Consider the following 25335-nt stretch of genomic DNA (forward strand, 5'->3'; position numbering starts at 1 on the left):
GTCCAGCCTACGGCGTGCCGCCGACGTTGCAGGCGGGAGTGCCGGCTCGGGTGACCGTCTCGGGCATGGGGATCAGTCCTCGTAGACCTCGAGGATCGGGATCGAGGTCGTCGTCACCGGCACGGATGCCGAGAGTCGCGTGCCGTCGTCACGGCGGGCATCCTCGAACTGGCGCAGCGTGGGGCGACCAGGACGCACCGGGCCCTGGCCGACGAGCGCGACGACGACCGGCTCCCCGACCGCCGCCCGGAGCGCGGAACCCCGCACCGTGAACTCGATCGGATCGCCGGAGCGCACCTCCAGGCGCAGCGCATCGCGCGTGACGGTGACGAGCATCTCGGAGCCGCGCCACTGCAGCGGATACGACAGCTCGGGCCAATCCGAGGGCAGGCGCGGATCGAAGCTGAGCTCGCCGTCGTGGTCGCGCATGCCACCGAAGCCACTCACCAGCGCGGTCCAGACCCCGCCGGCGGATGCCACGTGCACGCCGTCCGCGGCGTTGTGGTGCAGATCGGCGAGGTCGACGAACAGTGCGTGCTCGAAGTACTCCCTGGCGAGGTCCTGATACCCGACCTCGGCCGCCATGATCGACTGCACGACCGCAGACAGGGTCGAATCGCCCGTGGTCAGCGGGTCGTAATAGTCGAAGTCGGCCAGCTTCTCCTCGGCGGTGAAGTGGTTGCCCTGCAGGAACAGCGCCAGCACGACGTCGGCCTGCTTGAGCACCTGGAACCGGTAGATCACCAGCGGGTGGTAATGCAGCAGCAGCGGCCGCATGTTGGCCGGCGTGCCCTCGAGGTCCCACACCTCGCGCTCGAGGAAGAACGCATCCTGCGGGTGGATGCCGAGACCTTCGCTGTACGGGATGTGGATCGCCTCGGCGGCCCGCTCCCAGGCATCCGCCTCTCCCTCGTCGAGACCCGTGCGCTCGACGAGATCAGCGTAGGCGGCAGGGTCCGCCGCCTGCATCTCGCGGACGATCCGCGCGGCGAAGCGCAGGTTGTACCTGGCCATCACGTTCGTGAAGAGATTGTCATTGACGACGGTGGTGTACTCGTCGGGTCCGGTGACCCCGTGGATGTGGAAGGAACTGTCACCGTTCGTCCCGCGCCAGAATCCGAGGGTCGCCCACAGCCGCGCGGTCTCGACGGCGATGTCGGCGCCCTCGCGCAGCAGGAAGTCGAGGTCGCCGGTGGCCCGCACGTACTTGCCCAGGGCGAAGCTGACGTCGGCGTTGATGTGGTACTGCGCGGTGCCCGCGGCGTAATACGCCGATGCCTCCTCGCCGTTGATCGTGCGCCAGGGGAACAGCGCCCCGGCCTCGTTCAGCTGCGACGCCCGGCGCCGCGCCGCCGGCAGCATGAGCACCCGCGCGCGCAGCGCGTTCTTGGCCCACTGCGGCGACGTGTACGTGAGGAAGGGCATCACGTAGATCTCGGTGTCCCAGAAGTAGTGGCCGCTGTAGCCCGAGCCGGTCAGGCCCTTGGCCGGCACGCCCGTGCCGTCGGCCCGCGATGCCGCCTGCGCAAGCTGGAACAATCCCCAGCGGGTGGCCTGCTGCAGGTCGTCGTGCCCGGCGATGCGCACATCCGATCGCGCCCAGAACTCGGTGAGCCACGCCGACTGCGCCTGGAACAGGGCCTCCACGCCCTCCACGACGACGCGGTCCAGCGAACGACGGCAGCGGTCGACCAGCTCGCGGGCGGGCACGCCGCGCGAGCTGTGATAACTGACGATCTTGCTGATCCTGATCGGCACGCCGGCCTTCGCCTGCACGCGGAAGACGTTCTTGGCGATGTCGGGTTCGATCAGCGACCGGGCGCTGTAGTCGTTCTCGGTGTCGACGATGTGATCGGCGACCACGGCGACGGTCATCCCCGAATCGTTCACCCGGTACGACAGCGCCGAGCGCAGCCCGTCCTGCCAGTACTCGACCGGCTGCAGCACCCGCTCGGTGATCTTCTCGGCCTTGCGGGGGTCGAAGCCCTTGCGCTCGGACTTGGTCGCCATCGGGTCGCCCGCGTAGATGCCGGCGCCGTCCTGCCGGTTCAGCAGCTGGCAGCTGATCGTCACCGGGGCGTCGGCGTTCTCGACCGTGACTTCAAGTCGCAGCACCGCCAGATGCCGCTCATCGAAGCTCACCATCCGCTCATCGCGCATGCGCACCCGCTTGCCCGACGGCGTCACCCACACCACGTTGCGGGTCAGCACGCCGGTGCGCATGTCGAGCACCCGCGAGTACTCGTGCATCTCGGTCTCATCGAATGACAGCGGCTCGTCGTCGATGTAGACGCGCATCACCTTGGCGTCCGGTGCGTTGACGATCGTCTGCCCCACCTCGGCGAAGCCGAACGCCTGCTCGGCGTGCCGGATCGGCCAGGTCTCGTGCAGACCGTTGATGAACGTGCCGTGCTCGTGCGCTCCGCGCCCCTCGATGTGGTTGCCGCGCAGACCGAGGTAGCCGTTGGCGACGGTGAAGATCGTCTCGGCGACCCCCTCCTCGTCGTACTTCCTCTCGATCAGCCGCCAGGGGTCGACGGGGTAGCGTTCGCGATCAATCATTGTTCTCCAGCAGACGGGACAGGTCATCGACGATGTGGGTCGCACCGGCGGCGCGCAGGGTCTCGGGGCCGGCACCGCGGTCGACGCCGACCACGTCCGCGTAGCCGGCGGATGCCGCCGATGCGACGCCGGCGACGGCATCCTCAACGGCAACGGCAGCGGCGGGATCGACTCCCAGCATCCGAGCGCCCTCGCGGAACATGTCGGGGGCTGGTTTGGAGGCGAGGCTCTCGCGCTCGGCGACGACGCCGTCGACGACGATGCGGAAGAAGTCGCGGATGCCCGCGGTGCTCAGCACCTCTTCGGCGTTCTTCGAGCTCGACACCACACCCATCGGCACGGCCGCGTCGCGCAGGCTCTCCAGCAGCGCCAGCGAACCCGGGTACGGCGCGATGCCGCCGCTGCGCAAAGCGGCAGCGAAGGCGGCGTTCTTGCGGTTGCCGATGCCGCACACGGTCTCGGCCTCCGGCGGGTCGGTGACCTCGCCCCACGGGATCTCGACGTTGCGGCTGTGCAGCAGGCTGGCGACACCGTCGTACCGCTTCTTGCCGTCGACGTACGCGAAGTAGTCGGCGTCGGTGTACGGCTCGGTGATGCCCCAGCGGGCGAAGACCTCGTCGAAGACCTGCTGCCAGGCGCGCATGTGCACCTCGGCGGTCGGGGTCAGCACGCCGTCGAGATCGAACAGCACGCCGGGGACGCGGCGCAGATCAGGCAGCTCTTCGGGCACGGGATCTCCTCACTCGGGTGTGCAGGATCAAGCGTAGTGATGTCGGGCGCTGGTTCCGAAGGGGTTGCGCAGCTTGTCGGGCGTCGGAGTTCTCAGACGATCCTGCACACGTGCGGCGTGTCGCAGCTGCGATCGGGATGACACGCCGCTGTGCGGCGCAATGCTCTGAGATCTCCGACAGCAGCAGACGCGACGTTCAGACCGCGCTGAGCGTCTGACGGGCGATCTCGAGCTCTTCATCGGTCGGAACGACCAGCACGTCGACACGTGACGCGTCGGTCGAGATGCGGCGGATGCCGTGCGTGCGCTCGGCGTTGCGGTGCGGGTCGACCTCGACGCCGGCGAAGCCGAGGGTGGCCAGCGCGTCGGCGCGCACCGTCACGGCGTTCTCGCCGACACCGGCGGTGAACGAGATCACGTCCACTCCGCCGAGCTGGGCGATGTACGCCCCCGCGTACGCGCGCAGCCGGTGGATGTACACGTCGTAGGCGAGGGTGGCCGCCTCTTCACCGGCCGCGCGGCCGGCGAGGATGTCGCGCATGTCGCTGCGTCCCGCCAGCCCGAGCAGTCCGCTGCGCTTGTTGAGAAGCTCGTCGAGCTCGTTGACGCCGAGGCCCGCACGCCGTTCGAGGTGCAGCAGCACGGCGGGGTCGATGTCGCCGGTGCGCGTGCCCATGACCAGGCCTTCCAGCGGCGTGAAGCCCATCGACGTCTCGACCGACCGCCCGCCGTCGACGGCTGTGACGGATGCACCGTTGCCGAGATGGAAGATGAGCTGTCGGATGCTGTCGTTCGCCCGCCCGACGAACGCGGCGGCATGCTCGCTGACGTACTTGTGGCTCGTGCCGTGGAATCCGTAGCGGCGGATACGGTGTTCGTGGGCGACTGCCGCGTCGAGCGCGTAGGTGTACGCGGGGGGCTCGAGTGTCTGGTGGAACGCGGTGTCGAACACCGCCACGTGGGGCACCTCGCTGAACGCGGCCTTCGCCGCGCGGATCCCGGCGAGGTTGGCCGGATTGTGCAGCGGCGCGAGCACGATGAGGTCTTCGATGTTGATCTCGACCAGCGGCGTGATCACGGTGGGTTCGAAGAACCGCGCGCCGCCGTGCACGACCCGGTGGCCGATCGCCACCGGCGGGTGCTCGTCGAGCGACGGTCCGTGCTCGGCGAACAGCGCCAGCATCGCGGCGAACGCCTCGTCGTGGTCGGCGACCCGGCGCTCCTCCTCGTAGCGGGCCTCGAGGATGGTGGGCGCCGGCTCGCCGGGGGCGGCGACGGTGTGCACGGTGTGGCCGACGATCCCCACGGGCTGCCCGATCCGCTCGATCAGCCCACCGGCGAGCTCGACCTCGCGGGTCATGTCGATCAGGCTGTACTTCAGCGACGATGATCCGCTGTTGATGACGAGCACGTGACTCACGCCGATGCCTCCTGCGCCTGGATGGCGGTTATCGCCACGGTGTTGACGATGTCGTCGACCAGGGCGCCGCGGCTGAGGTCGTTGATCGGCCTGTTCAGCCCCTGCAGTACCGGGCCGATCGCGACGGCACCCGCCGAGCGCTGCACGGCCTTGTAGGTGTTGTTGCCGGTGTTCAGGTCGGGGAAGACGAACACGGTCGCGCGGCCTGCGACCGCCGAGTCGGGCAGCTTCGCCTTGGCAACCGCGGCGTCCGCTGCCGCGTCGTACTGGATAGGCCCCTCCACCGGCAGCTGCGGCTCTCGCTGACGCACGAGCGCGGTCGCCTCGCGCACCTTGTCGACGTCTGCCCCCGTGCCCGATTCGCCGGTGGAGTACGACAGCATCGCCACACGCGGCTCGATGCCGAACTGCCGTGCAGTGGCGGCCGACGAGATGGCGATGTCGGCGAGCTGGATGCTGGTGGGGTCGGGGATCACGGCGCAGTCGCCATAGACGAGCACCCGGTCGGCGAGCGCCATGAAGAAGACGCTTGAGACGACATCGACGCCGGGCTTGGTCTTGATGATCTCGAACGACGGGCGGATCGTGTGCGCGGTGGTGTGCGCGGCACCCGAGACCATGCCGTCGGCGAGGCCGAGGTGCACCATCATCGTGCCGAAGTACGACACGTCGGTGACGGTGTCGGCGGCCTGCTCGAGGGTGATGCCCTTGTGTGCGCGCAGGCGGGCGTACTCGACGGCGAAGCGCTCGACCAGCTCGGGGTCGGTGGGGCTGAGCACCTGGGCAGCCCCGATCTCGAGCCCGAGGGCCGCGGCGCGGGCGCGGATCTCGGTCTCGTCGCCCAGGATCGTGAGGTCGGCGACCTGCCGCGCGAGCAGGATGGCGGCGGCGCGGAGGATGCGGTCGTCGCCGCCCTCGGGCAGCACGATGCGCTTGCGCCGGCTGCGGGCCCGCTCGATCAGCCCGTACTCGAACATCAGCGGCGTGACCACGGTCGATTCAGCGAGCCCCATCTCGATCGTCAGCTCGGAGATGTCGACGTGCGTCTGGAACAGTGCGAGGGCGCTCTGATGACGCTGGGTGCTCTCGGCCGTCACCCTGCCGCGCGTGTTCATGATGCGCACGGCGGTGTCGTAGGTGCCGAGGTCGGTGGCGATGATCGGGATGCTGAGCTCGAAGCCGTCGATCAGCTGGAGGATCGGGTCGGGCAGCGGGAACGGCCCGTTCAGCACGATGCCGGCAAGGTCGGGGAAGGTGCCCGACGCCGCGGCGAGCAGGGTCGCCAGCAGGGTCTCGGTGCGGTCGGCGGCGATCACCACGACGGCACCCTCGGTGAGCCTGGGCAGCACGTTGACCATCGACATGCCTGCGATGACGATGCTGTACGCGTCGCGGCCCAGCAGCCCCTCGCCGCCGCGCACGAGAGTGCCGTCGACGGCCTGCAGGATGCCGCGCATGGATGGTGCGACGAGGGCACGGTCCTCGGGGATCGCCCACACCGGGGTGCGGGTGTCGTCGATGCGCTCGATGATCTCGGCGAGCGCGTCGGGCTCGGCGCGATTGACGATGATCGCGAACAGCTCGGCGCGCTCGGTGGCGATCTCGCTTCTGGCCAGCGCCGCCAGCTGCTGGATCTGGGCCGGCGTGCGAGCGGTGGTGGTGCCGAGCTGCTCGGCCTGGTTCTGCCGGTCGCGGCCCGAGAGCACCAGCAGCATCGGCACGCCCAGGTTCGCGGCGACGCGCGCGTTGTAGCCGAGCTCGGCGGGGCTGGCGACGTCGGTGTAGTCGCTGCCGATCACGACCACGGCATCGCACTGCGCCTCGACGGCTTTGAACCGGGCGACGATCGTGCCGAGGGCCGCATCAGGATCACGACGGACATCGTCGTAGCTGACCCCGATGCACTCGTCGTAATCAAGATGCACGCCGTCGTGCGCGAGCAGCAATTCGAGCACGAAGTCACGCTCGTCGGTGGATCGCGCCACCGGCCGGAACACCCCTACGCGCTCTGACACGCGCATCAGCGCATCGAGCACGCCCAGCGCGATCGTCGACTTGCCGGTGTGCCCTTCGGCCGAGGTGATGTAGATGCTGCGTGCCACTCGGCCAGCCTAGGCGCTGGCCTTGTCAGCTGCCGCGTTGGCCGCTGTTTGATCGCGCCTGGTACTGCTGGATAACTTCCAGTTAACTGGAATAACCGCTAGATTAGTGGCCATAGGAGGCACTGACATGGCCTACAGCATCGACCGACAGCGATCGACCTTCGGTGAGCACCTGCGAGCGTGGCGGATGGTGCAGGGATTGACCGCACAGCAGGTCAGCGAACGCGCAGACATCTCCCTCACCACGCTGCGCAATCTGGAAAGGGGCGACGGCGGCGTTCGCCTGGAGACCGTGCTGCAGGTCGCCCGCGCCCTAGGAGTCCTCGACTCACTGGTGGAGAGCATCGACCCCCTGCGCACGGACCTCGGTCGGGCCCGCTCCGACCTCATCCACCGGAAGCGCGTGCGATGACCGACATCATCGTGCATGTCGACCGCCGCGGAGAGTCCGTTGTCGCAGGAACCGCCCACTTCACTCGTGAGCGCCGAGGCGTGACGACGACGTTCACCTACGACTCCGCTTATCTGTCAGGGGCCGGCAACCAGCCAATCGATCCTGGACTGCCGCTGTTCTCCGGCAACCAGTACCTGTCACGCCTCCCCGGGACGTTCGGCGACAGCGCGCCGGATCGGTGGGGGCGGAATCTCCTCACTCGCAGAGAGCGCCAGCTCGCCGCCGACGAAGGTCGGACAGCACGGTCGTTCGATGACGTCGACTTCCTCCTCGGAGTCAACGACGAGACACGTCAGGGCGCTCTGCGCTACTCGCGTCCTGGCAGTGACGTGATGCTCTCACCCCGAACTGATGTGCCTCGGCTCGTCGAGCTGCCGGCACTCCTGCGCGCGAGCGACGAGGTCACCGCCGATGGCGAGGATGTGACTGCGTACAAGAAGCTCCTCGCAGCCGGGACGGCGTCGCTGGGCGGAGCGCGTCCGAAAGCCGCTGTGCAGCTGGCCGACGGCACCCTGGGCATCGCGAAGTTCCCACACCCAGAGGATCGGCTGGACGTCATGGCCTGGGAGTGCATCGTTCTCGACCTCGCCGAGCGGGCCGGGATCGGCACGCCGAGCCGTCGGCTGGTGAAGATTGGAGGGCGCCACGTCCTACTGCTTTCCCGTTTCGATCGTTCCTCGGCGACCGGCGAGGTGCAGCGCATCGGCTATATGAGTGCGATGACGATGCTGGAGGCGACGGATGGCACGTCGGGTGACTATGCCGACGTCGCGGAACGTCTCGCGGATTTCTCCGCGGCTCTACGCGCGGACCGTCGAGAACTCTTCGACCGGGTCGTGCTGAGTGTCGCGGTGCACAATACCGACGACCACTTGCGCAACCACGGCTTCCTCGAAGCCCCGGGCGGTTGGCGAATGAGCCCCGCCTTCGACGTGAACCCGAATCCCGATCTCGCCGCAGAGCGTTCCACGTCCATCGCCGGCGCCACCGGCGCCGATGACGAGGCGGACGGTGTGCGTCAGTTCGCCACCGAGTCGGGGATCGCGGGCGAGGAGGCTGCGGAACGGGTCACGCGCGTATTGAAGGCGGTGGAGAGCTGGCGTGACCTCGCTGCCCACTATGGAGTCCCGCAATCGGAACAGCGTTTCGTCGGGGAAGCGATCGACGACCGCGTCTCGCACCTGCACTCAGCCGTCGAGATAGTGCCCGCCGGCACCGACTAGCCGCCCGGGCACTCCCCCGACAGCGCGTCGACGACCATGGCCGCATCGTCCTCGAACCGTGCGTAGTGCTCGCGATCGGCGTTGATCTGCACGCGGTGGATGGCGTGCGAGGGCTCGAGGTGCTGCCAGTCGGGTAGGCGCGCAAGGCGGGCGAAGAACTTGCCGGCGGCTGTCGCCGGATCCATCCGCTGCTCGACGCTCCCCCACCAGTCCTGCTGCTGGAACAGTCCGATGCTCGAGGTGCGGGAGCCGTCGGGGTTGGTGACGCCCGAGGTCTCCCAGTCGCCGTAGTCGATGTTGCGCAGTGAGCTCTCGCCCATCGCGGCCATCACCCCGACGATCTGCCCGTCGCGCGCGAAGCCCATGCCCTCCGCAGTGCGGATGATGATCGCCGCGTTCTCGAGCTGCTCGCGCTGCCAACCGCCGACACCCGAGGCCGGAAAGGTCTGCGGTTCAGCGACGCAGTACTCCTGCGGAGGCTGCAAGGTCAGCATCCGGATTCCCGCCAGCAGGGCCGATGCGACGATGGCGGCGGATGCTGTGATGCCGGCGATCTTCAGCATCCGACGTCTCTGCCGTCGTCGCGCCGCGCGGCGACGCAGCTTCGCGGCGCGGGTGCGCCGCTCACTCACGCGATCCGACCGCCCTGCGGGGAATGAACACGGTGAGCCCGCCGCCGATCGCGCCGAACAGGTGCGCCTGCCACGACACTCCGCTGTGCACCCCGAAGATGCCGGTGAACATCGATGTGCCGTACAGCACGACGACGATCACGGCGATCGCCGCGTAGGCGAAGCGGTGGGCGAGGCGACCCGGTGCGAAGATGCGCATCACGACGTAGCCGAAGTACCCGAAGACGAGCACCGACGAGCCCACCGTCAGTGTTCCCGGTGCGTTCACCAGCCATGTGCCCGCGCCGCCGACCAGCGCGATCACGGCGGTGACCAGCCAGAAGCGCTTCGCGCCCTCGACGGCGACCAGGCAGCCGAGTACGAGGAACGGCACCGAGTTCGCGATCAGATGCGCCCAGCCGGCGTGCAGCATCGGCCCCAGCACGATCCCCTGCAGGCTGCCGAGGTCCCACGACCGCAGACCCCAGCCGACGAATGTGCCCGGCAGCACGGCATCGGCGAGCTGGATCGCCCACATCAGAGCGAGCAACGCGACCGGCGCGAGGAACCGCGCGAACGACGAGGTGCGCTGCGCGGGAGCGGAGGATGCTGTCACAGGACGATCATCGCAGGGCATCCGGTGAACAAGCCGAGATCGGCGCGCCCGATGCTTCCCGGAGACGGGAAAGTAAAAGACCCTCCGCGCACCCGACAGAGCCCGGTTACCCTTGCTACGTTTCCGTCCTGGGGGAATTGGCCTGGGTGTCGTCACGCGGAGAGCCGTCGATCAGTCTAGCTGATGTCGATGCCCGTTTCGTCTCGCTGCGCTCGCTCAACGACCGGGGATGGCCGCCTCCGGGCATCCGATCCCGGGATACGATCGACACACGCACCGTCGCGCACGAGAGGCACCGCATGCACGAGAACGACCCGTCGATCACCGCCGAGCAGTTCGCCGAGCACACGTCACGCATCATCACCTCCGTGTCGTCCGTGATCGACGGCAAGCCCGAGGCCGTGCGCAGCGCGCTGATCTGCCTGCTCGCCGAGGGGCATCTGCTCATCGAGGACGTGCCCGGCGTCGGCAAGACGATGCTCGCGCGTGCGCTCGCGGCGAGCGTGGATGCCACCGTGCGGCGCATCCAGTTCACCCCCGACCTGCTGCCGGGCGATGTCACCGGCGTCGCCGTGTACGACCCGGTCGCTCGGGAGTTCGAGTTCAAGCGCGGCGCGATCTTCGCGCACATCGTCATCGCGGATGAGATCAACCGCGCCTCGCCGAAGACCCAGTCGGCGCTGCTGGAGGCGATGGAGGAGCAGCAGGTCACCGTCGACGGCGCGACGCACCGGCTGCCCGAACCGTTCCTCGTCGTCGCGACGCAGAACCCGCTCGAGATGGAGGGCACGTATCCGCTGCCCGAGGCGCAGCGCGACCGCTTCATGATGCGCATCTCGATGGGCTATCCGGATGCCGCGGCCGAGACGCTCATGCTGCGCCAGCGCGAGACCTCCAACCCGCTCTCGGCGATCTCCCCGGTGACCGACGCGGCGACCGTGCAGCAGCTGATCGCGTGGGCGCGACGCGTGCACGTCGCCGAATCACTCGAGGAGTACGCCGTCGGGCTGGCACAGGCCACCCGCATGGATCCGAGCCTGCACCTGGGCGCGAGTCCGCGCGCGACCCTTCAGCTCGTGCGCGCGGCGAAGGTCGCGGCCGCCCTGGACGGACGCGACTACATCGTGCCCGACGATCTGGCCGACCTGGTGATCCCGGTGTTCGCCCACCGCCTGCTCGCCGCGCGTGGCGTGCATCGCGCCGGCGCCCAGCCGGTCGAGGCGGCGCTGGCCCAGATCATCGCGCGCGTGCCGGTGCCGTTCGCCGGCGCACGCGTCTGAACCGAGGCTGATCATGAAGCGCCGGCCGCTGACCGCACGGGGATGGGGATGCCTGCTCATCGGCATCCTGCTCAGTGTCGCCGCGAACGTCATCGGTGCGCGACCGCTGCTCTACCTCGGCGTGCTTCTGATCCTGCTGCCGCTGATCTCGATGCTGTTCGCGCACCTGCCCCGGCGGCGCGGCCAGGTGACCCGGGTGATCTCGACCGACCTGCTGGCCGTCGGTGAGACGTCAGGGGTGAGTGTGCGGTTCGATCTCTACGCGCCCGGCATCCCGCACGGCACCTGGCACGACACCCTGCCCGACGCCGTGCTCGGCGACGCCAGCGGCCCCTATCCGTCGGAATCCTCACTGCTTCGCTACCAGCTCGAGGGGGTGCGCCGGGGCATCTCGACGCTCGGCCCCCTGCGCCTGCGCACCGTCGACGCGTTCGGGCTCGCCCAGCGCGAGCAGGAGTTCGGCGAGACCCGCACGATCACGATCGTGCCGCAGGTGCTGACCCTCGCGCCGCTGCCGACCAGGGTGGGTGCGGCCGGCGGCACAGCGCAGACCCGCTCCAGCCGGCTCGGCCAGGGGGCGGACAACCTCATCCCCCGCCCGTACACCTCGGGCGACTCGCGCCGTCGCATCCACTGGCGGGCGACCGCGCACCGCGGCGATCTGATGGTGCGGCAGGAGGAAGAGGAGGCCAGTCCCGACGCGGTCGTCGTGCTCGATCGCGCGGCGAGCCGCTGGGCGCGTCCCGGCGCTGGGCCGGACCCTGCTTTCGAAGCGGCTGTGACGCTGTGCGCCTCGGCAGCGCTGCGGTTCGTGCAGGACGGTTACAGCGTCGACGTCGTCGACAGCGCGGGCGGTCTGCTGGGCGCGCTGCGCGGTCACGAGGACGACCGCGACGGCCTGATGGTCGCGCTGGCCACCGTCGCACCGCGCGGTGAGCCGCGTGACCTGCGCGCCGTGGTGGGCGGCACTCCCCCTGGTCCGCTGGTCATGATCACCGGGTACATCGACGAAGCGGATGCGACGCACCTGAGCACCGCCGGCGCGGCGGCGCCCATGCTGTTCGCCGCCGGCGCCGATCCCGCGGCGCTCGGGGCCGCCGCCGCGCACGGCTGGAACACCGCACCGCTCACCTCGGTGGACGCGCTGGCGGAAGCGTGGTCGGATGCCCTTCCGCAGGCGGAGAGGCATCATGTTTGACTCGGCGAAGCGCAAGCCTCAGCCCGGTGCCCGCACGGGCTCGGACGCCGACGGCGTGCGCCGGAGCCCTGCGGCCTCGGGATTCCTCGCGGCTGCCGCGACTCTGGTGGCGATGTGGCCGTACACGGGCGTGATCGCCCCGGGCATGTGGACGTTCGTCGTGGTCGCCGTGATCGTCGTCGTCGCTCTCACCGGCATCGCCGGACGCGTGCTGTTCGGGCGGCTGCGCGACAGCATCCGAGATCTGCTCACCCTCGCGCTGCAGCTGGTCGCGACGGTCGCGGCGTGCACCGCCATGCTGGCGAGCGAGACGGCTCTGCTGGGGGTCATCCCCACCGAGACCTCGGTGCGACTGATCGGGCTGCGCCTGTCGCAGGCGATCGAGGAGATCGCCACGGGGGTCGCGCCGATCGCGGCATCCGTGCCGCTCGCCACGGCGCTGGGTCTGCTCTTCGGCGTCGTCGCGATCCTCGTCGACCAGCTGCTCGCGCACCGCCTGATCGTGCTGTCGGTGCTGTTCACCTCGCTGATGGGTGTGCTGCCGATGCTGGTGTCGTTCGGCGCTCTGAACGTGGCGTGGTTCCTGATGCAGTCGATCATGATCCTGTTGCTGCTGCGGTTCGGCGCACGTCGCGATCCGCGCGCACCGCGACGGACCTCCGCGTGGGTCGCGAGCACGATCGGGGTGTCGGCGATCGCGCTGACGATCGTGGCGACGCCCGCACTGCCGCTGTCGTCGGCGCTGCCGGGCACCGGGCCGCTGCTGACCGTGCGGGCCGATCTCAGACTGGGCGACGACCTGCGCCGGCCGGAGGGAGTCGAGGCGCTCACCCTGGTGACGTCGGCGGCGACGCCGCCGTATCTGCGGCTCGCGACGCTGTCGCGCTTCGACGGAGAGGTGTGGCGACCCGACCGCTCGGACCTGCAGCCGCTCGAGCAGGGTTTCGGCGAGCGCGAGTGGGGTGAGGCGATCGAGACGGTCGAGCGACAGGTGTCGATCCGGGTGCTCAGCGTCTCGAGCGACCGGCTGCCGGTGCCGTACGCCGCCGAGCGGGTGTCGGGTGTGGAAGACGGCTGGCTGTCGATGCCGTTCAACCGCACCATCGTCAGTCGCACACAGGATGCCGCCGGCGCGGACTACACAGTGCGCACGGCGACCGCGGCGCCGACGCTCGAGCAGATCCGCCGCGCATCGGCATCCTCGAGCGGACGCACCGCGCGGCCCGCCGAGGATCTTCCCCCGATCATCGCCGAGACGGCGCGCGAGGTGACCGCCGACGCCGACACGGACTACGACCGGCTGCTCGCGCTGCAGGACTGGTTCCGCAGCGAGTTCAGCTACTCGCTCGACGCGCCCGTCGAGGAGGGCTTCGACGGCACGGGGGCGGATGCCGTGGCCACGTTCCTGGAGCAGCGCACCGGCTACTGCGTGCACTTCGCCGGCGCGTTCGCGCTGATGGCGCAGAGCCTCGACATGCCGGTGCGGATCGTCGTCGGCTATCTGCCGGGCACGGCGACCGACCAGAAGCGCGATGACGACATCGTCTACTCGGTCTCGAGCGATCAGCTGCACTCGTGGCCCGAGGTGTACTTCGCAGGCATCGGCTGGGTGCCGTTCGAGCCGACGGCCACGCTCGGCGTGCCGACGGACTTCATCTCGGAGGCCTCCGGCGGCGGCAGCGGCGACGCGCCGGATGCGCCGACGCCGTCCACCGCGCCCAGCGCCGCACCATCGGATGCCCCGACCGGCGGTCCCGACCGGCTCGACGAGCAGTCGATCGACGGCCAGCAGCTGCAGACCCTCGACCCGACACCGGTCGTGCTGACGGTGCTCGGTGCGCTGCTGGTGGCCCTGCTCCCGGCGCTGGTCCGGATGGTGCGTCGGATGCTGCGCCTGGGCCGTGCACGAGGCGGAGACGCCATGGCGGCGTGGCACGAGCTCACCGACACGCTGGTCGACCTCGGAATGCCCGTGCACGACGCCGACACGGCCCGCACGCGGGCGGACGAGCTGATCTCGGTGCGCGGTGCCGATGCGGATGCGATGCGGATGCTGGTGGGCGCCGTCGAGCGGCGCAGCTACGCGCAGACGGCGACCCTCGATGGTGACCTGTCGGCACCGCTGCGCACTGTGCTGAAGAACCTCGAGAGCGGCGTGGACGGACGGCGTCGGGTGGCGGCGCGGCTGCTGCCGGCATCGCTGTTCCGGCGGATCCGGACAGCGCCGCGCTGAGGCTCAGCGCGGCTGAGGTGCGTGCTCGTCGCAGGGTACGGTGTCGCAGGTCTCACAGACGACGAACTGTCGGCGGCACGACGGGTCGGGGCAGTTCGCGGTGCGCTTGGTGCCCTGCCCGCATCCGGCGCACTCGCCGATCACGGCGGCATGGTCGGAGAAGTCGACCGAGCCGCGCTTGTCGAACACGTACAGCGATCCCTCCCACAGCCCGTCGTCGCCGTAGGTCTCGCCGTAGCGCGCGATGCCGCCGTCGAGCTGATACACCTCGCCGAAGCCTCGCGAGACCATCAGGCTCGACAGCACCTCGCAGCGGATGCCGCCGGTGCAGTACGTGACGACGGGCTTGCCCTTGAGGTCGTCGAAGGTGCCGGAGTCGAGCAGGCCGACGAAGTCGCGAGTGGTGTCGGTGTCGGGTACGACGGCGTTGCGGAAGCGTCCGATCTCGGCCTCGAGCGCGTTGCGCCCGTCGAAGAAGACCACCTCGTCACCGCGCTCGGCCATCAGCTCGTGCAGCTGTCCGGGGCTCAAACGGGATCCGCCGCCCACGACACCGTGCTCGTCGACGCGCAGCTCGCCGGGAGCACCGAACGAGACGATCTCGTCGCGCACTTTCACGCTGAGCTTGGGGAAGTCGACGCTGTAACCGTCGGCGTCGATGCCCGTGCCCTCGCTCCACTTGATGTCGGCGTCCTTGAACGCCGGGTAGTCGCGGAAGCGCCGCAGCCACTTCTTCACTGCGGGAAGGTCGCCGCCGAGCGTGCCGTTGATTCCGTGCTCGGAGATCAGGATGCGACCGCGCAGTTGCAGCGACTCGCACAGGTCGCGCTGCCACAGCCGGATCGCATCGGGATCCGCCAGCGGCGCGAACGCGTAGAACAGCACGATCTTGGGGGTGGGCACCAGGAGATTCTACGTGGCGCGCGCAGGGCGGGGCCTGGTCGTTCGTGAGCTGACGGCGCATCGGATAGGATGGACAGGTTGTTCCCTGGTGACGTGTCCGAGCGGCCGAAGGAGCACGCTTGGAAAGCGTGTGTTGTGCAAGCAACCGAGGGTTCGAATCCCTCCGTCACCGCCGAATCGTCGAGGGCCTCCGCGAAGCGGAGGCCCTCGTTGTCTCTGCAGCGTCACCGTGCTCATGAGTACACGGGCGGTGCTTCACGACGCGGGGCCGGAGGCGCGGCATCCAACGCGCGCAGCACCCGCTCGAGCGACTCACGCAGCTCGGAGCGCTCGGGCTCGGGAAAGTCGGTGGCGAACTCGACGCCTGCGGGTATGTAGAGCATCCCGTACAGGGCCTCGCGCCAGTCGCCACCGCCGATCGGCCATCGGGTGCTTCCGTCGTCTTCCGCAGTCGCTCCCTGCGCCCAGACTCCGAAGTGCTGCTCCATCGGCTCGAGCGGCAGCTCCATGACGACGTCCGCCTCGATTCTCTGCGGCGACCACGACGTGGCGAGGAGGATGCGCTCCGCGACATCCTCGTCACTGATCTCTCTCGGGGTGAAGAGCACCCGCGTGTGCTCGACGGCGTCGATGCGGTTCACGCGGAAGGTACGCCAGTCGTCGCGATCGAGGTCCCACCCCAGCAGGTACCACTTGCGGGCGGCGGGTGAGAGCACCTGCGGCTCGACGCGGCGGATGCTGCGTACTCCCGCCGCATCCGTGTAGCGCAGCCGCACCCGCTCGCCGTCGCGGGCGGCGAGCGCGAGCTCACCCAAGACGACCGGTGACACTGCCGTTCCCTGCCCGGGTCCCGCCGGATGCACGGCGGAGGCGAGCGCGTTCACCCGCCGGCGCAGCACAGCCGGCAGCACCTGCTCCAGCTTCGCGAGGGCCGTGAGCGAGACCTCCGGTCCGCCGACGAGCTGCTGAGCCGCTGCGACCCGCAGGCCGACCGCCATCATGACGGCTTCATCGTCGGTCAGCAGCAGCGGCGGTACCGCACTGCCCGCCTCGAGCCGGTATCCCCCGGCGACGCCCGGCGCGGATTCGACCCGGTAGCCCAGTTCGCGCAGACGGTCGACGTCGCGACGCACCGTGCGCTCGGTGACGGAGAGGCGTCTGGCGAGTTCCGCGCCCGACCAGTGCCGGTGCGTCTGCAACAGGTTGAGCAGGGCGAGCGCGCGGGAGGTCGTGTCGGTCATGTCTTCAAGATTGCCTGATCATGAGGACAGAATGTGTCCGCATTGGTTTCTACCATCGGGTCATGGCACACGAACACATCATCGAAGCCGAAGGCCTGACCAAGGTCTTCACCGTCAAGAAGGCCCGCGTGGCCGCCGTGACCGACCTGACGTTCGCCGCGAAGCGGGGCGAACTGGTCGCGTTCCTCGGTCCGAACGGCGCCGGCAAGTCGACCAGCCTGCGCATGCTCACCACTCTCATTCCCGCCACCTCCGGTACGGCTCGTGTGGTCGGTCATGACATCCGCACGGATGCCGCGGGCGTGCGCGCTCGAATCGGCTACGTCGGGCAGCTCACCAGCGGCAGCTTCGCGCAGCGTGTGCGCGACGAACTGCTCAGTCAGGGCGCCTTCTACGGGATGTCGGCGAAGGACAGCATCCGCCGCGCCGATGAGCTCATCGAATCGCTCGACCTCGCGGACTTCGCCACCAGATCGGTGCAGCAGCTCAGCGGCGGCCAGAAACGCCGCCTCGACATCGCACTCGGGCTGATGCACGCGCCGCCGCTGCTCTTCCTCGACGAGCCGTCGACGGGTCTCGACCCGCAGAGCAGGGCGAACCTGTGGGATCACATCCTTCAGCTGCGCCGCGAGCACGGCACCACCATCTTCCTCACGACCCACTATCTGGAAGAGGCGGACCGCTACGCCGAACGCGTCATGGTCATGGACCGCGGTCGCATCATCGCGGATGACGATGCCGACGCGCTGAAGGCGACGCTCGCGGGCGATGTGCTGACCTTCGGATTCGCGGACGCCGCGCAGGCGGCCGCTGCGCAGCCGCTCGTCGCCCGGCTCACGCCCCGCGAGGTCACGCTCGAGGGCGCGTCGCTGTCGCTGGCCGTTCCCCATGGCGATCGCCTGCTGCCCGCCATCATCAAGGAGCTGGACGCCGCGGGAATCGCCGTGCTCAGCGCAACCGGCGTGCCGCCGACGCTGGACGACGTCTTCCTCGCCCTCACCGGACGCACCCTGCGCGACGCAGGGGAAGGCACCGAACCCGGAACGCCCGCCGCGGACGACACCGGCACCGTCGCATCCGACGACGCCGACCGCACCACCGAGACCGAGTCCCAGACAGGAGCACTCCGATGACCACCGACACGCTCGTGCGCGCCAACTTGGTGCGCGACACCCGCAATGTGCTCGTGCGCGAGCTCAAACCAACCCTTCGCGACCCGTTCACCCAGATCTTCAGCCTTCTGCAGCCGCTGGTGTTCCTCGGTCTGTTCGCCCCGCTGCTCGTCGGCGGCTCCGGCCAATCGGCCGCCGAGACCCTGCAGTGGTTCGTACCCGGCGTGCTCGTCATGATCGTGCTGTTCGGCACCGGAGCGACCGGTTCGAATCTGCAGTACGAGATGATGACCGGCTCGCATGAGCGCACCCTGGTCGCCCCGCTCGCCCGCTCGTCGCTGCTCATCGGGCGGGCGCTCAAAGAGATCGCGCCGATCGTCGTGCAGGCCCTGATCATCGTGCTCATCGCGTGGCCCTTCGGCTTCACCATCAACCCTCTCGGCCTGCTCGCAGGTCTCGTGCTGCTGGCCGTCTTCGGCGTCGGACTCGGCTCGCTGTCGTACGCGCTCGCCCTCGGGACCAAAGACCGCGAGTGGCTGTTCTGGGGCGTGCAGCAGTCGCTGATCTTCCCGCTGCTGATCCTATCGGGCATGCTCCTGCCGCTGGACGAGGGGCCGGCATGGATGCGCGTGGTCGCATCGGTCAATCCCGTGAACTGGGTCGTCCAAGCCGAGCGCGCACTGTTCGCCGGCGACTTCGCGGACACCGCGGTCGCATGGGGATGGGTGTCGGCGGGAGTGGTCGCGATCGTCGGGCTTCTCGTCGGCATCCGCGCCATTCGACGCAGCAGCTGAGCATCGCGGTCACATGCGACCGGCACGCGTCGAGGGCCCTCACCGGGCCCTCGACGTTCAGTCGAAGCGCACGCCGTACATCGTCGTGTCGGCGTTCGACTCGAGCAGGTGCATGCCGATGCGCTCGTAGAAGGCGCCGGCGCCGGTGTTGCTCGGGTTCATGCCCAGGTGCAGGCCCGGCACGCCGCGGCGGCGCAGCTCGCCGAACAGCGTCTCGATGAGCTGTCGCCCCAGCCCCAGGCCCTGGGTCTCGGGCAGCAGATCGATGTGCAGATGCGCGGGATACTCGGCGGCATGCTTCTCATTGCCGGGTGCCCGCCGGCTCGCGTACCCGATGATCCCGTCCTGACGGGTCGGCTCGGCCGCGCCCGACAGCGGATACACGCTCACCCGCGACGGCCACCACTCCTCGCGGAACCAGCGTTCGAAGGCATCCGTGTCGTCCGTCGCGACGATGTATCCGATTGTGCGCCCGTCGTCCGACTCCACCACCCACGCAAGGTGCGGATCGCGCACCACGTAGGGCACGGCGAACACGTCGCCCCACAGCCGATCGTCGGTGAACATGCCGGTCGCGTCGCCACCGGCATCCGCCGTCTTCACGCAGATCTCGTACAGCGCGTCCCGGTCGGCGTCACGGTAGGGTCGGATCTTCGGCACGGGGGCTCCTCGAGGGTGCGGCGTCGGCGACGCCGGGCGGACCCGTCCAGCCTAGCGAGACCCAGCCCACCAGCATCCCGGCGACCAGCAGCGCCGCCGCCGCACTCACCAGCGCTCCCCCGATCGTGTCGGTGATCCAGTGCACCGACAGGATCGTGCGCGACAGCGCCATCGCGAGCACCCACAGCGCGCCGAGCACCGCCACCCACACCCGCGGGAAGACCAGCCAGAGCACGACGGCGAGCGTCGCGGCGTTCGCCGTGTGGCCGGAGGGGAACGACCCGAAGTCCGACGCGACGAGCATGTCGTCGGGTCTCGCGCGACCGAAGATCTGCTTGAGCAGCTGTGTGAGGCCGGCACTGGCGATGAACGCCGCCGCCGCGAACACCGCGCTGCGCCAGCGCCGCACCAGCACGAGCGTGGCGATCACGAGCACTGGCACGATGAGAGCCGCGATCCATCCGCCGCCGATCCGGTTCAGCAGGTGCGCCGCCGTCAGCATCCACGGTTCGCGCCACTGCGCCATCGCGTTGTTCCAGAAGACGTCCAGGGCGTTCGTCGCGCCCGCGGGCAGCGTGACGACGAGGATGCCGAGGATCACCGCCGCCGCGAGCAGGGCCGTCCCGGTGGTCAGCATCCCACGTCGCGTCATCGCCCCATTCTGCACGTGACGGCCCGGCTTGGGGGGTCGAGACGCGGATATCCTCGGAGCATGAGTTCCGAAGCGTCCGTCCTGCTCGCCGCATCCGCCGCGGATTTCGCGACCGCCTACCCGATCGAAGAGGGACGTGTCCGCCCGCATCGGGTGCTCGACGGCGACGGGTTCAAGATCCGTCTGCTCACTATGGACGCCGGCGCCGTCATGCGCGAGCACCGGGCACCGGTGCCGATCCTCGTGCAGGTCGCCTCAGGCAGCATCCGATTCCGCGTCGCCGGCGCCGACCACGCGCTCAGCGCCGGCGGGGCGATCCAGGTGCCCGCGGGCGTCCTCCACGAACTCGAGGCCGTGGAGGCCGCCCACGTGCTGCTGGTGCTCTTAGGCTGAACCTGGCCGCTCGGCTGAACCTGGCCGCTCGGCTGAACCTGGCCGCTCGGTCGGTCAGCCCTTCGTCGCGCCTGCCAGCAGCCCGCGCACGAAGAACCGCTGAAGGGCGAAGAACACGATCAGCGGCACGATGATCGAGATGAACGTACCGGCCGACTGCAGGAACCAGCGGTTGCCCCAGGTGCCCGACAGCGAGTTCAGCGCCTGGGTGATCGGCAGAGCCCCCGGCGAGGCGAAGATCGTCGCCACCAGCAGGTCGTTCCACACCCACAGGAACTGGAAGATGCCGAACGATGCGATCGCCGGCATCGCCAGCGGCAGCACGATGCGGAAGAACACCTGACCGTGACCGGCCCCGTCCACGCGGGCGGCCTCGATGATGTCACCGGGCAGCTCCGAGATGAAGTTGTGCAGCATGAACGTCGCCAGCGGCAGGGCGAAGATCGCGTGAGCGATCCACACCCGCGCGAAGCTGTACTCGACGTCGTTCAGCCCGAAGCCGGGGAAGATCTGCACGTCGTTGATCGTGAGGCCGTTCGAGAACAGGCTCAGCAGAGGAACCAATGCCATCTGCAGCGGAACGATCTGCAGCGCGAACACGAACACGAACAGCATGTTGCGACCCTTGAAGTCGATCCATGCGAACGCGTACGCGGCCAGCGAAGCCAGCGTGATCGGGATGATCGTCGCCGGGATCGTGATCGCCAGCGAGTTGATGAACGCCGCGGCGAGCGTGGTCGAGGTGCCACCGGCCGTGAGCGCCTCGATGTAGTTCTCGAACGTGAACTCGGGGTTGACGAAGGCAGTCCACCACCCCGTCGACTGCGTGTCCGCACCGGGGCGGAACGAGGTGACGAACAGTCCGAAGGTGGGGATCGTCCAGAACACGGCGATGATCACCGCCGCGATCGTCGCGCCCCGGGAGGTGAGCTTCTTGCGGGCGATGGCCTCGGTGCGTCTGGTGTCGCGGGCGACCTCGCGCTTGGACCGGGTGTCGGTGACGACTGCTTGTGTGGCGCTCATCAGCGGATCTCCCTCTGCTTGCGCAGCGATTGCGCGTTGTAGATGATCAGCGGCAGCACGAACAGGAAGAGCACCACGGCGAGCGCCGACGAGTGCCCGTAGCTCTGGAAGCGCTGCTGCTGGTTGACCATCTCGAAACCGAGCACGGTGGTGTCGTTGCGGCCGCCGGTCATGACCGCGACGATGTCGTACACCTTCAGTGAGGCGATCGTGATCGTCGTCAGAACGACGATCAGCGACGATCGGATGCCCGGAACCGTGACGTTCCGGAACCGCTGCCAGGCGTTCGCGCCGTCGAGCTCGGCAGCTTCCATCTGCTCAGCGGGAACACCGTTGATCGCGGCGGACAGGATCACCATCGCGAACCCGGTCTGCGTCCAGATGAACACGATGAGCAGCATGAAGGTGTTCACCAGCGGCTGCACCGCGAGCCAGTTGATCGGATCGCCTCCGAAGAAGGTCACGATCGCGTTCAGCAGACCGAGCTGGTCACCCTGCCGGTAGTCGTACATGAACTTCCAGATGATGCCGGCACCGACGAACGAGATCGCGACGGGCATGAACACCAGCACCTTCAGCACCTTCTCGCCGCGGGCGCGGTCGATGAACACGGCGTACGCGAGCCCGATCGCCACCGAGATGGTGGGGGCGAAGAGCGCCCAGATGAGGGTGTTGATCACCGATGCGGTGCCGACGGGGTTCGTGAACACCCAGATGTAGTTCTCGAGGCCCACGAAGTCGGTGCCCGTCTTGTCGTAGAACGACTTCACGAACGTGGCGATGGCCGGGTAGATCAGGCCCATCAGCAGCATGATCGACGCGGGCGTCATGAACAGCATGAGCTGGAACAGGTAGCCGGCACCCTGGCGCGAGCGGTAATCGGCGAAGAACAGCAGGCCGCCGACGAGCAGCGAGATGGCGACGACGTACAGCAGCACGTTCTGGTACGGACGCAGCAGCATGAAGGACAGCAGCGGAATGGCCAAGCATGCCACGAGCCGCATGATGAAGTAACCGCGGCCGGGTCGCGGCGCGTATTCGATGAGTACGAGCAGGATCGCGACCACCGCGCCGAACGCGGCGACGACGATGGGGATCTGCACGAGCGGATGCATCTGCCCCAGCGCCACGAAGAAGCTGTTGAGCGAGAAGCCGATGGTCGTGCGCACCGGGTCTTCGACCGGCGCCGAGAAGATGAGCAGGATGAACAGCGCCGCGATCAGCGCGAATCCGGCGACCACCACGATCCGGGTGATCCGGCGCCCCTTCTCGTCGACGCCGTGAGTGGTCTTCGGCTGATCGGATCGTTCTGTCGTCGCCCGTTGGTCGACAGTCGTCTGCGACATGTGTTGGCCCTTCTGAGTACGGCTCCGGACGCTCGCCCCAGTGCGGCGGCCGGCTCGGGTTGCGGATGCGGGACCGGACTCTCGCCCGATCCCGCATCCGTCAGCAGGTAGCGCTCAGATTAGCGCCGAGTGCTAGTTCTCGTAACCCGCCTGGATGTTCGAGAGCACATCCTCGGTGGGCGTGCCGTCGATCCAGTCGACCATTCCCTTCCAGAACGAGCCCGAACCGACGGTGGCGGGCATCAGGTCGGACGCGTCGAAGCGGAACACCGTCGCGTCGTCCTGCATGATCTCCATGGCCTCCTGCAGGAACTCGCTCGAGGCGAGGCTGGCGTCGGCGTTCTTGTTCGCCGAGATCACACCGCCCAGTTCGACGCGCGCGTCGGCGAACTCGGGGGATGCCATGAACTCGAGCACCTTGACGGTGGCCTCGTCGTCGTTGAACGCCGCGACGAACTCGCCGCCACCCTCGACCTGCAGGGCGCCCTCGTCCATGCCGGGCATGATGAAGGCGTAGACATCACCGTCGGGGGCGACCGTCGGGGTCTCGCCGTCGGCGTTCTCGACGTCGAGGAAGTTCGCCGACAGGAACGACGCCTGGTGCGTCAGTGCGCAGGTGCCGTCGGCGACCGGCCCGGCCACGTCGCCGAACGCGGTCGAGTTGATGCTCCTGACACCGCCGAAGCCTGCGTTGACGTAGTCCTCGTTCAGCAGGATCGAGCCGACCGCGTCGAACGCGTCCTTGATCTCGGGATCGGTGAACTTCACATCGCCGGCCACCCAGGAGTCGTACACCTCAGGGCCGGACTGGCGCAGCACGAGGTCTTCGATCCAGTCGGTTCCGGGCCATCCAGACGCATCACCGGAGGCGAAACCGGCGCACCATGGGGTCTCACCGGTCTTCTCGCGGATCGTGTCGGTGAGGGCGATCATGTCGTCCCACGTCTTCGGCACCTCGACGCCCCATTCGGCGAAGTCCGCGGGCCGGTACCAGATGTATCCCTTCAGGTTCGCCAGCATCGGCGCCGCGTAGAAGGTGTCGTCGAAGGTGCCGTAGCCCTTCCAGTCCTCGGACCAGTTCTCGTCCACGGCCGACTCGACGGATTCGGGCGCGGGCTGCACCTCACCGGTCTCGACGAGCGTCTTCAGCAGGCCCGGCTGCGGGACGATCGCGATGTCGGGAGCGTCGCCACCGGTCACCTTGGTGACGATGTTGCCCTCGAAGCTCTTGTCGCCGGTGTACTCCACCTTGATGCCGGTGTCTTCGGTGAACTTCTCGAACGACTTGTTGAGGTCTTCGGCCTCGGTGCCGGTGATGCCTCCGGAGATGCGGACCGTCTGGCCCTCGGTTCCCCCTCCGCCTTCCGGCGCTGCCTCCGCGCAGCCGGACAGGGCGATCGCCGCTGCACCGACCAGAGCGAGGGGAGCCAGCAGGCGATATCGCTGTGACCTAGCCATGTGTTTTCTCCTCTTCGGGTGGATCCCTGTTCCCCAAAGTGGCAAATTCCGCGAGCATTGAGGAACCGATTCCAGAACAACCTACTTGTCCCGGACGCGCCTGCACAATGCTTGACCAGGACTGTCGGACAACCGTTGTCCACCTGTGATGCATTGTGTGGGAGCGCTCCCAAAGCATATCGTGTGGAACCGGTTACTTGAGAATGAACTTCTCGGATCGACGCAACATCCCGAAGGAGGGGCGATGAGCACGATCGCCGATGTCGCGGCGCGCGCCGGCGTCTCGAAGGCGACGGCGAGTCGCGCGCTCAGCGGCGGCGGCTATGTCGCGGCAGACACGCGCGAGCGCGTGCGCACGGCTGCGCGCGAGCTGTCCTATGTCGCGCACTCCTCCGCCACGAGCCTGGCCACCGGCCGGTCGCTGTCGGTCGGCGTGCTCATGCCAGCTCTGGATCGCTGGTTCTTTGCAGAGCTGCTCAGCGGCATCCAGCAGGAACTGCTCATCTCGGGTCACGATCTGCTGCTCTACGGAACTCAGGAGGGGTCGCAGGAGCGTGCCCATCTCTTTCAGGAGCTGCTCCCCCGCCGCCGACTCGACGGGATCATCGCCGTCGGCATCCAACCCAGCGCTCGCGAACTGGAGCGACTCATGCTCGTGGACTCCCCGCTGGTGTGCGTGGGCGCTTACAGCGCCGGCACCAGCGCCGTGTCGATCGACGACGAGGCCGCCGCGCGGATCGCGACCGAGCACCTCATCGATCTCGGCCACGAGGACGTCGCGTTCCTCGGCGGACGGGCGGATGCTGCCACGCACGCCTACGGCGACGAGCGTCGCCTTGAGGGCTACCGCGCGGCCATGGCGGCGGCGGGGCTGGGGGCGCAGGTGCGGCACGAGGCAGGAGAGGCCACGATGCCCGGTGGGTATGAAGCGGGGGTGCGGATGCTGGGAGACCGCAGGCGGCGACCGACAGCAGTGGTGGCGGTCTGCGACGAGGTGGCGATCGGCGGCATCATCGCCGCACGGCGGATGGGCCTCTCGGTGCCGACGGAGTTGAGCGTCGTCGGCATCGACGATCACGAGCACGCGGTGATGTTCTCGCTGACGACAGTGCGCCAGCAGCCGCAGGAGCAGGGGCGCGCTGCGGTGCAGCTGCTGCGCGAGCGGATGGATGCCCCCGATGCGCCAGCCGTGCAGCGTGTGCTGCCCTCGGAGCTCGTGGTGCGCTCGTCGACGGCCGCTCTGCGCTGATCAGGACACGGCTGATCCGGACATGGCTGATCCGGACACGGCTGACCCGTGCACGCAGAAGGCCCCGGGACGAAT

22 protein-coding genes, 1 tRNA gene and 1 other RNA gene are annotated in these 25335 nt (G+C 68.7%); 10 read left to right on the forward strand and 14 right to left on the reverse strand.

From position 1 onward, the window contains the following. Positions 1-72: 72 nt before the first annotated feature. The 4 genes from WDU99_RS11895 to pta form a co-directional block, all read right to left on the reverse strand. The gene (locus tag WDU99_RS11895) at positions 73-2562 is read right to left on the reverse strand and encodes a glycoside hydrolase family 65 protein (RefSeq protein WP_337332677.1); all 2490 of its coding nucleotides are present in this window, start codon (positions 2560-2562) and stop codon (positions 73-75) included. After that, positions 2555-3292, reverse strand: coding sequence for an HAD family hydrolase (locus WDU99_RS11900; protein ID WP_337332678.1), 738 nt, complete (start codon positions 3290-3292; stop codon positions 2555-2557). The genes WDU99_RS11895 and WDU99_RS11900 overlap by 8 nt, the downstream gene beginning before the upstream one ends. Positions 3293-3488: 196 nt before the next feature. After that, positions 3489-4712 carry an acetate/propionate family kinase gene (locus tag WDU99_RS11905; protein WP_337332679.1) on the reverse strand — a complete coding sequence of 408 codons (1224 nt, stop codon included), beginning with the start codon at positions 4710-4712 and terminating at the stop codon, positions 3489-3491. Further along, on the reverse strand, positions 4709-6814 hold the full coding sequence (gene pta, locus WDU99_RS11910) for a phosphate acetyltransferase (RefSeq protein WP_337332680.1): 2106 nt from the start codon (positions 6812-6814) through the stop codon (positions 4709-4711). Before pta ends, WDU99_RS11905 begins: the two co-directional genes overlap by 4 nt. Positions 6815-6941: 127 nt before the next feature. Here pta and WDU99_RS11915 point away from each other — a divergent pair, with 127 nt between their 5' ends. Then, entirely contained in the window at positions 6942-7226 is a 285-nt protein-coding gene (locus WDU99_RS11915; protein WP_337332681.1) for a helix-turn-helix domain-containing protein, read from the forward strand. Continuing rightward, positions 7223-8491: a type II toxin-antitoxin system HipA family toxin gene (locus tag WDU99_RS11920; RefSeq protein ID WP_337332682.1), complete on the forward strand. Its 1269-nt coding sequence runs from the start codon at positions 7223-7225 to the stop codon at positions 8489-8491. The genes WDU99_RS11915 and WDU99_RS11920 overlap by 4 nt, the downstream gene beginning before the upstream one ends. On the opposite strand, the gene WDU99_RS11925 is transcribed toward WDU99_RS11920, so the two are convergent. The 3 genes from WDU99_RS11925 to ffs all read right to left on the reverse strand — a co-directional run bounded on the left by WDU99_RS11925 (position 8488) and on the right by ffs (position 9887). Next, a complete protein-coding gene (locus WDU99_RS11925) occupies positions 8488-9054 on the reverse strand; it encodes a hypothetical protein (RefSeq protein ID WP_337332683.1) in 567 nt (188 codons plus the stop codon). The genes WDU99_RS11920 and WDU99_RS11925 overlap by 4 nt on opposite strands. Positions 9055-9115: 61 nt before the next feature. Further along, positions 9116-9718, reverse strand: a complete 603-nt coding sequence (locus WDU99_RS11930; RefSeq protein ID WP_337332684.1) for a rhomboid family intramembrane serine protease — start codon at positions 9716-9718, stop codon at positions 9116-9118. Between the two features lie 72 nt (positions 9719-9790). Beyond that, positions 9791-9887, reverse strand: an RNA gene (ffs, locus tag WDU99_RS11935) — signal recognition particle sRNA small type. A 130-nt stretch (positions 9888-10017) separates the two neighbouring features. On the opposite strand from ffs, the gene WDU99_RS11940 reads away from it, so the two are divergent. Genes WDU99_RS11940 through WDU99_RS11950 form a run of 3 tightly spaced genes read left to right on the forward strand, consistent with a single transcriptional unit; the run spans position 10018 to position 14429 of the window. Next, positions 10018-10998 (forward strand): AAA family ATPase, encoded by a 981-nt coding sequence (locus WDU99_RS11940; protein ID WP_337332685.1) that lies wholly within the window; start codon positions 10018-10020, stop codon positions 10996-10998. Positions 10999-11011: 13 nt separating this feature from the next. Next, positions 11012-12196, forward strand: a complete 1185-nt coding sequence (locus WDU99_RS11945; protein WP_337332686.1) for a DUF58 domain-containing protein — start codon at positions 11012-11014, stop codon at positions 12194-12196. Then, positions 12189-14429 carry a transglutaminase TgpA family protein gene (locus tag WDU99_RS11950; protein ID WP_337332687.1) on the forward strand — a complete coding sequence of 747 codons (2241 nt, stop codon included), beginning with the start codon at positions 12189-12191 and terminating at the stop codon, positions 14427-14429. The genes WDU99_RS11945 and WDU99_RS11950 overlap by 8 nt, the downstream gene beginning before the upstream one ends. Positions 14430-14432: 3 nt before the next feature. Here WDU99_RS11950 and trhO read toward each other — a convergent pair whose 3' ends face one another. Further along, the gene (trhO, locus tag WDU99_RS11955) at positions 14433-15332 is read right to left on the reverse strand and encodes an oxygen-dependent tRNA uridine(34) hydroxylase TrhO (protein ID WP_337332688.1); all 900 of its coding nucleotides are present in this window, start codon (positions 15330-15332) and stop codon (positions 14433-14435) included. An 87-nt stretch (positions 15333-15419) separates the two neighbouring features. Between trhO and WDU99_RS11960 the strand changes: the two genes are divergently transcribed. After that, positions 15420-15504: transfer RNA gene (locus WDU99_RS11960), tRNA-Ser, on the forward strand. Positions 15505-15565: 61 nt separating this feature from the next. On the opposite strand, the gene WDU99_RS11965 is transcribed toward WDU99_RS11960, so the two are convergent. Then, a complete protein-coding gene (locus WDU99_RS11965) occupies positions 15566-16573 on the reverse strand; it encodes a helix-turn-helix transcriptional regulator (RefSeq protein WP_337332689.1) in 1008 nt (335 codons plus the stop codon). A gap of 62 nt (positions 16574-16635) precedes the next feature. Here WDU99_RS11965 and WDU99_RS11970 point away from each other — a divergent pair, with 62 nt between their 5' ends. Both WDU99_RS11970 and WDU99_RS11975 read left to right on the forward strand, forming a co-directional pair. Then, the gene (locus WDU99_RS11970) at positions 16636-17706 is read left to right on the forward strand and encodes an ABC transporter ATP-binding protein (protein WP_337332690.1); all 1071 of its coding nucleotides are present in this window, start codon (positions 16636-16638) and stop codon (positions 17704-17706) included. Next, positions 17703-18479 carry an ABC transporter permease gene (locus tag WDU99_RS11975; RefSeq protein WP_337332691.1) on the forward strand — a complete coding sequence of 259 codons (777 nt, stop codon included), beginning with the start codon at positions 17703-17705 and terminating at the stop codon, positions 18477-18479. Before WDU99_RS11970 ends, WDU99_RS11975 begins: the two co-directional genes overlap by 4 nt. A gap of 57 nt (positions 18480-18536) precedes the next feature. On the opposite strand, the gene WDU99_RS11980 is transcribed toward WDU99_RS11975, so the two are convergent. Both WDU99_RS11980 and WDU99_RS11985 read right to left on the reverse strand, forming a co-directional pair. Then, complete coding sequence (locus WDU99_RS11980; RefSeq protein WP_337332692.1) at positions 18537-19139, reverse strand: GNAT family N-acetyltransferase; 603 nt, start codon at positions 19137-19139, stop codon at positions 18537-18539. After that, positions 19114-19791 (reverse strand): phosphatase PAP2 family protein, encoded by a 678-nt coding sequence (locus WDU99_RS11985; RefSeq protein WP_337332693.1) that lies wholly within the window; start codon positions 19789-19791, stop codon positions 19114-19116. The genes WDU99_RS11980 and WDU99_RS11985 overlap by 26 nt, the downstream gene beginning before the upstream one ends. 60 nt (positions 19792-19851) lie before the next feature. On the opposite strand from WDU99_RS11985, the gene WDU99_RS11990 reads away from it, so the two are divergent. After that, entirely contained in the window at positions 19852-20184 is a 333-nt protein-coding gene (locus tag WDU99_RS11990) for a cupin domain-containing protein (RefSeq protein WP_337332694.1), read from the forward strand. 54 nt (positions 20185-20238) lie between these two features. Here the strand turns inward: WDU99_RS11990 and WDU99_RS11995 are convergent, their stop codons facing one another. The 3 genes from WDU99_RS11995 to WDU99_RS12005 form a co-directional block, all read right to left on the reverse strand. Then, complete coding sequence (locus WDU99_RS11995) at positions 20239-21207, reverse strand: carbohydrate ABC transporter permease (RefSeq protein WP_337332695.1); 969 nt, start codon at positions 21205-21207, stop codon at positions 20239-20241. Further along, entirely contained in the window at positions 21207-22553 is a 1347-nt protein-coding gene (locus WDU99_RS12000; RefSeq protein ID WP_337332696.1) for a carbohydrate ABC transporter permease, read from the reverse strand. The genes WDU99_RS11995 and WDU99_RS12000 overlap by 1 nt, the downstream gene beginning before the upstream one ends. 132 nt (positions 22554-22685) lie before the next feature. Then, entirely contained in the window at positions 22686-24011 is a 1326-nt protein-coding gene (locus WDU99_RS12005) for an ABC transporter substrate-binding protein (protein WP_337332697.1), read from the reverse strand. Between the two features lie 244 nt (positions 24012-24255). Between WDU99_RS12005 and WDU99_RS12010 the strand changes: the two genes are divergently transcribed. Next, positions 24256-25260 carry a LacI family DNA-binding transcriptional regulator gene (locus tag WDU99_RS12010; protein WP_337332698.1) on the forward strand — a complete coding sequence of 335 codons (1005 nt, stop codon included), beginning with the start codon at positions 24256-24258 and terminating at the stop codon, positions 25258-25260. Positions 25261-25335 lie beyond the last annotated feature (75 nt).

The organism is Microbacterium bandirmense (assembly GCF_037204185.1).
Taxonomy (GTDB): domain Bacteria; phylum Actinomycetota; class Actinomycetes; order Actinomycetales; family Microbacteriaceae; genus Microbacterium; species Microbacterium bandirmense.

Bases quoted from the DNA above. Each gene is read 5' to 3' on its own strand.
- WDU99_RS11895 (WP_337332677.1), bottom strand. From the start codon at position 2,562: ATGATTGATCGCGAACGCTACCCCGTCGACCCCTGGCGGCTGATCGAG.
- WDU99_RS11915 (WP_337332681.1), top strand. From the start codon at position 6,942: ATGGCCTACAGCATCGACCGACAGCGATCGACCTTCGGTGAGCACCTG.
- WDU99_RS11920 (WP_337332682.1), top strand. From the start codon at position 7,223: ATGACCGACATCATCGTGCATGTCGACCGCCGCGGAGAGTCCGTTGTC.
- WDU99_RS11925 (WP_337332683.1), bottom strand. From the start codon at position 9,054: ATGCTGAAGATCGCCGGCATCACAGCATCCGCCGCCATCGTCGCATCG.
- WDU99_RS11940 (WP_337332685.1), top strand. From the start codon at position 10,018: ATGCACGAGAACGACCCGTCGATCACCGCCGAGCAGTTCGCCGAGCAC.
- WDU99_RS11945 (WP_337332686.1), top strand. From the start codon at position 11,012: ATGAAGCGCCGGCCGCTGACCGCACGGGGATGGGGATGCCTGCTCATC.
- WDU99_RS11950 (WP_337332687.1), top strand. From the start codon at position 12,189: ATGTTTGACTCGGCGAAGCGCAAGCCTCAGCCCGGTGCCCGCACGGGC.
- WDU99_RS11965 (WP_337332689.1), bottom strand. From the start codon at position 16,573: ATGACCGACACGACCTCCCGCGCGCTCGCCCTGCTCAACCTGTTGCAG.
- WDU99_RS11970 (WP_337332690.1), top strand. From the start codon at position 16,636: ATGGCACACGAACACATCATCGAAGCCGAAGGCCTGACCAAGGTCTTC.
- WDU99_RS11975 (WP_337332691.1), top strand. From the start codon at position 17,703: ATGACCACCGACACGCTCGTGCGCGCCAACTTGGTGCGCGACACCCGC.
- WDU99_RS11985 (WP_337332693.1), bottom strand. From the start codon at position 19,791: ATGACGCGACGTGGGATGCTGACCACCGGGACGGCCCTGCTCGCGGCG.
- WDU99_RS11990 (WP_337332694.1), top strand. From the start codon at position 19,852: ATGAGTTCCGAAGCGTCCGTCCTGCTCGCCGCATCCGCCGCGGATTTC.
- WDU99_RS11995 (WP_337332695.1), bottom strand. From the start codon at position 21,207: ATGAGCGCCACACAAGCAGTCGTCACCGACACCCGGTCCAAGCGCGAG.
- WDU99_RS12000 (WP_337332696.1), bottom strand. From the start codon at position 22,553: ATGTCGCAGACGACTGTCGACCAACGGGCGACGACAGAACGATCCGAT.
- WDU99_RS12005 (WP_337332697.1), bottom strand. From the start codon at position 24,011: ATGGCTAGGTCACAGCGATATCGCCTGCTGGCTCCCCTCGCTCTGGTC.
- WDU99_RS12010 (WP_337332698.1), top strand. From the start codon at position 24,256: ATGAGCACGATCGCCGATGTCGCGGCGCGCGCCGGCGTCTCGAAGGCG.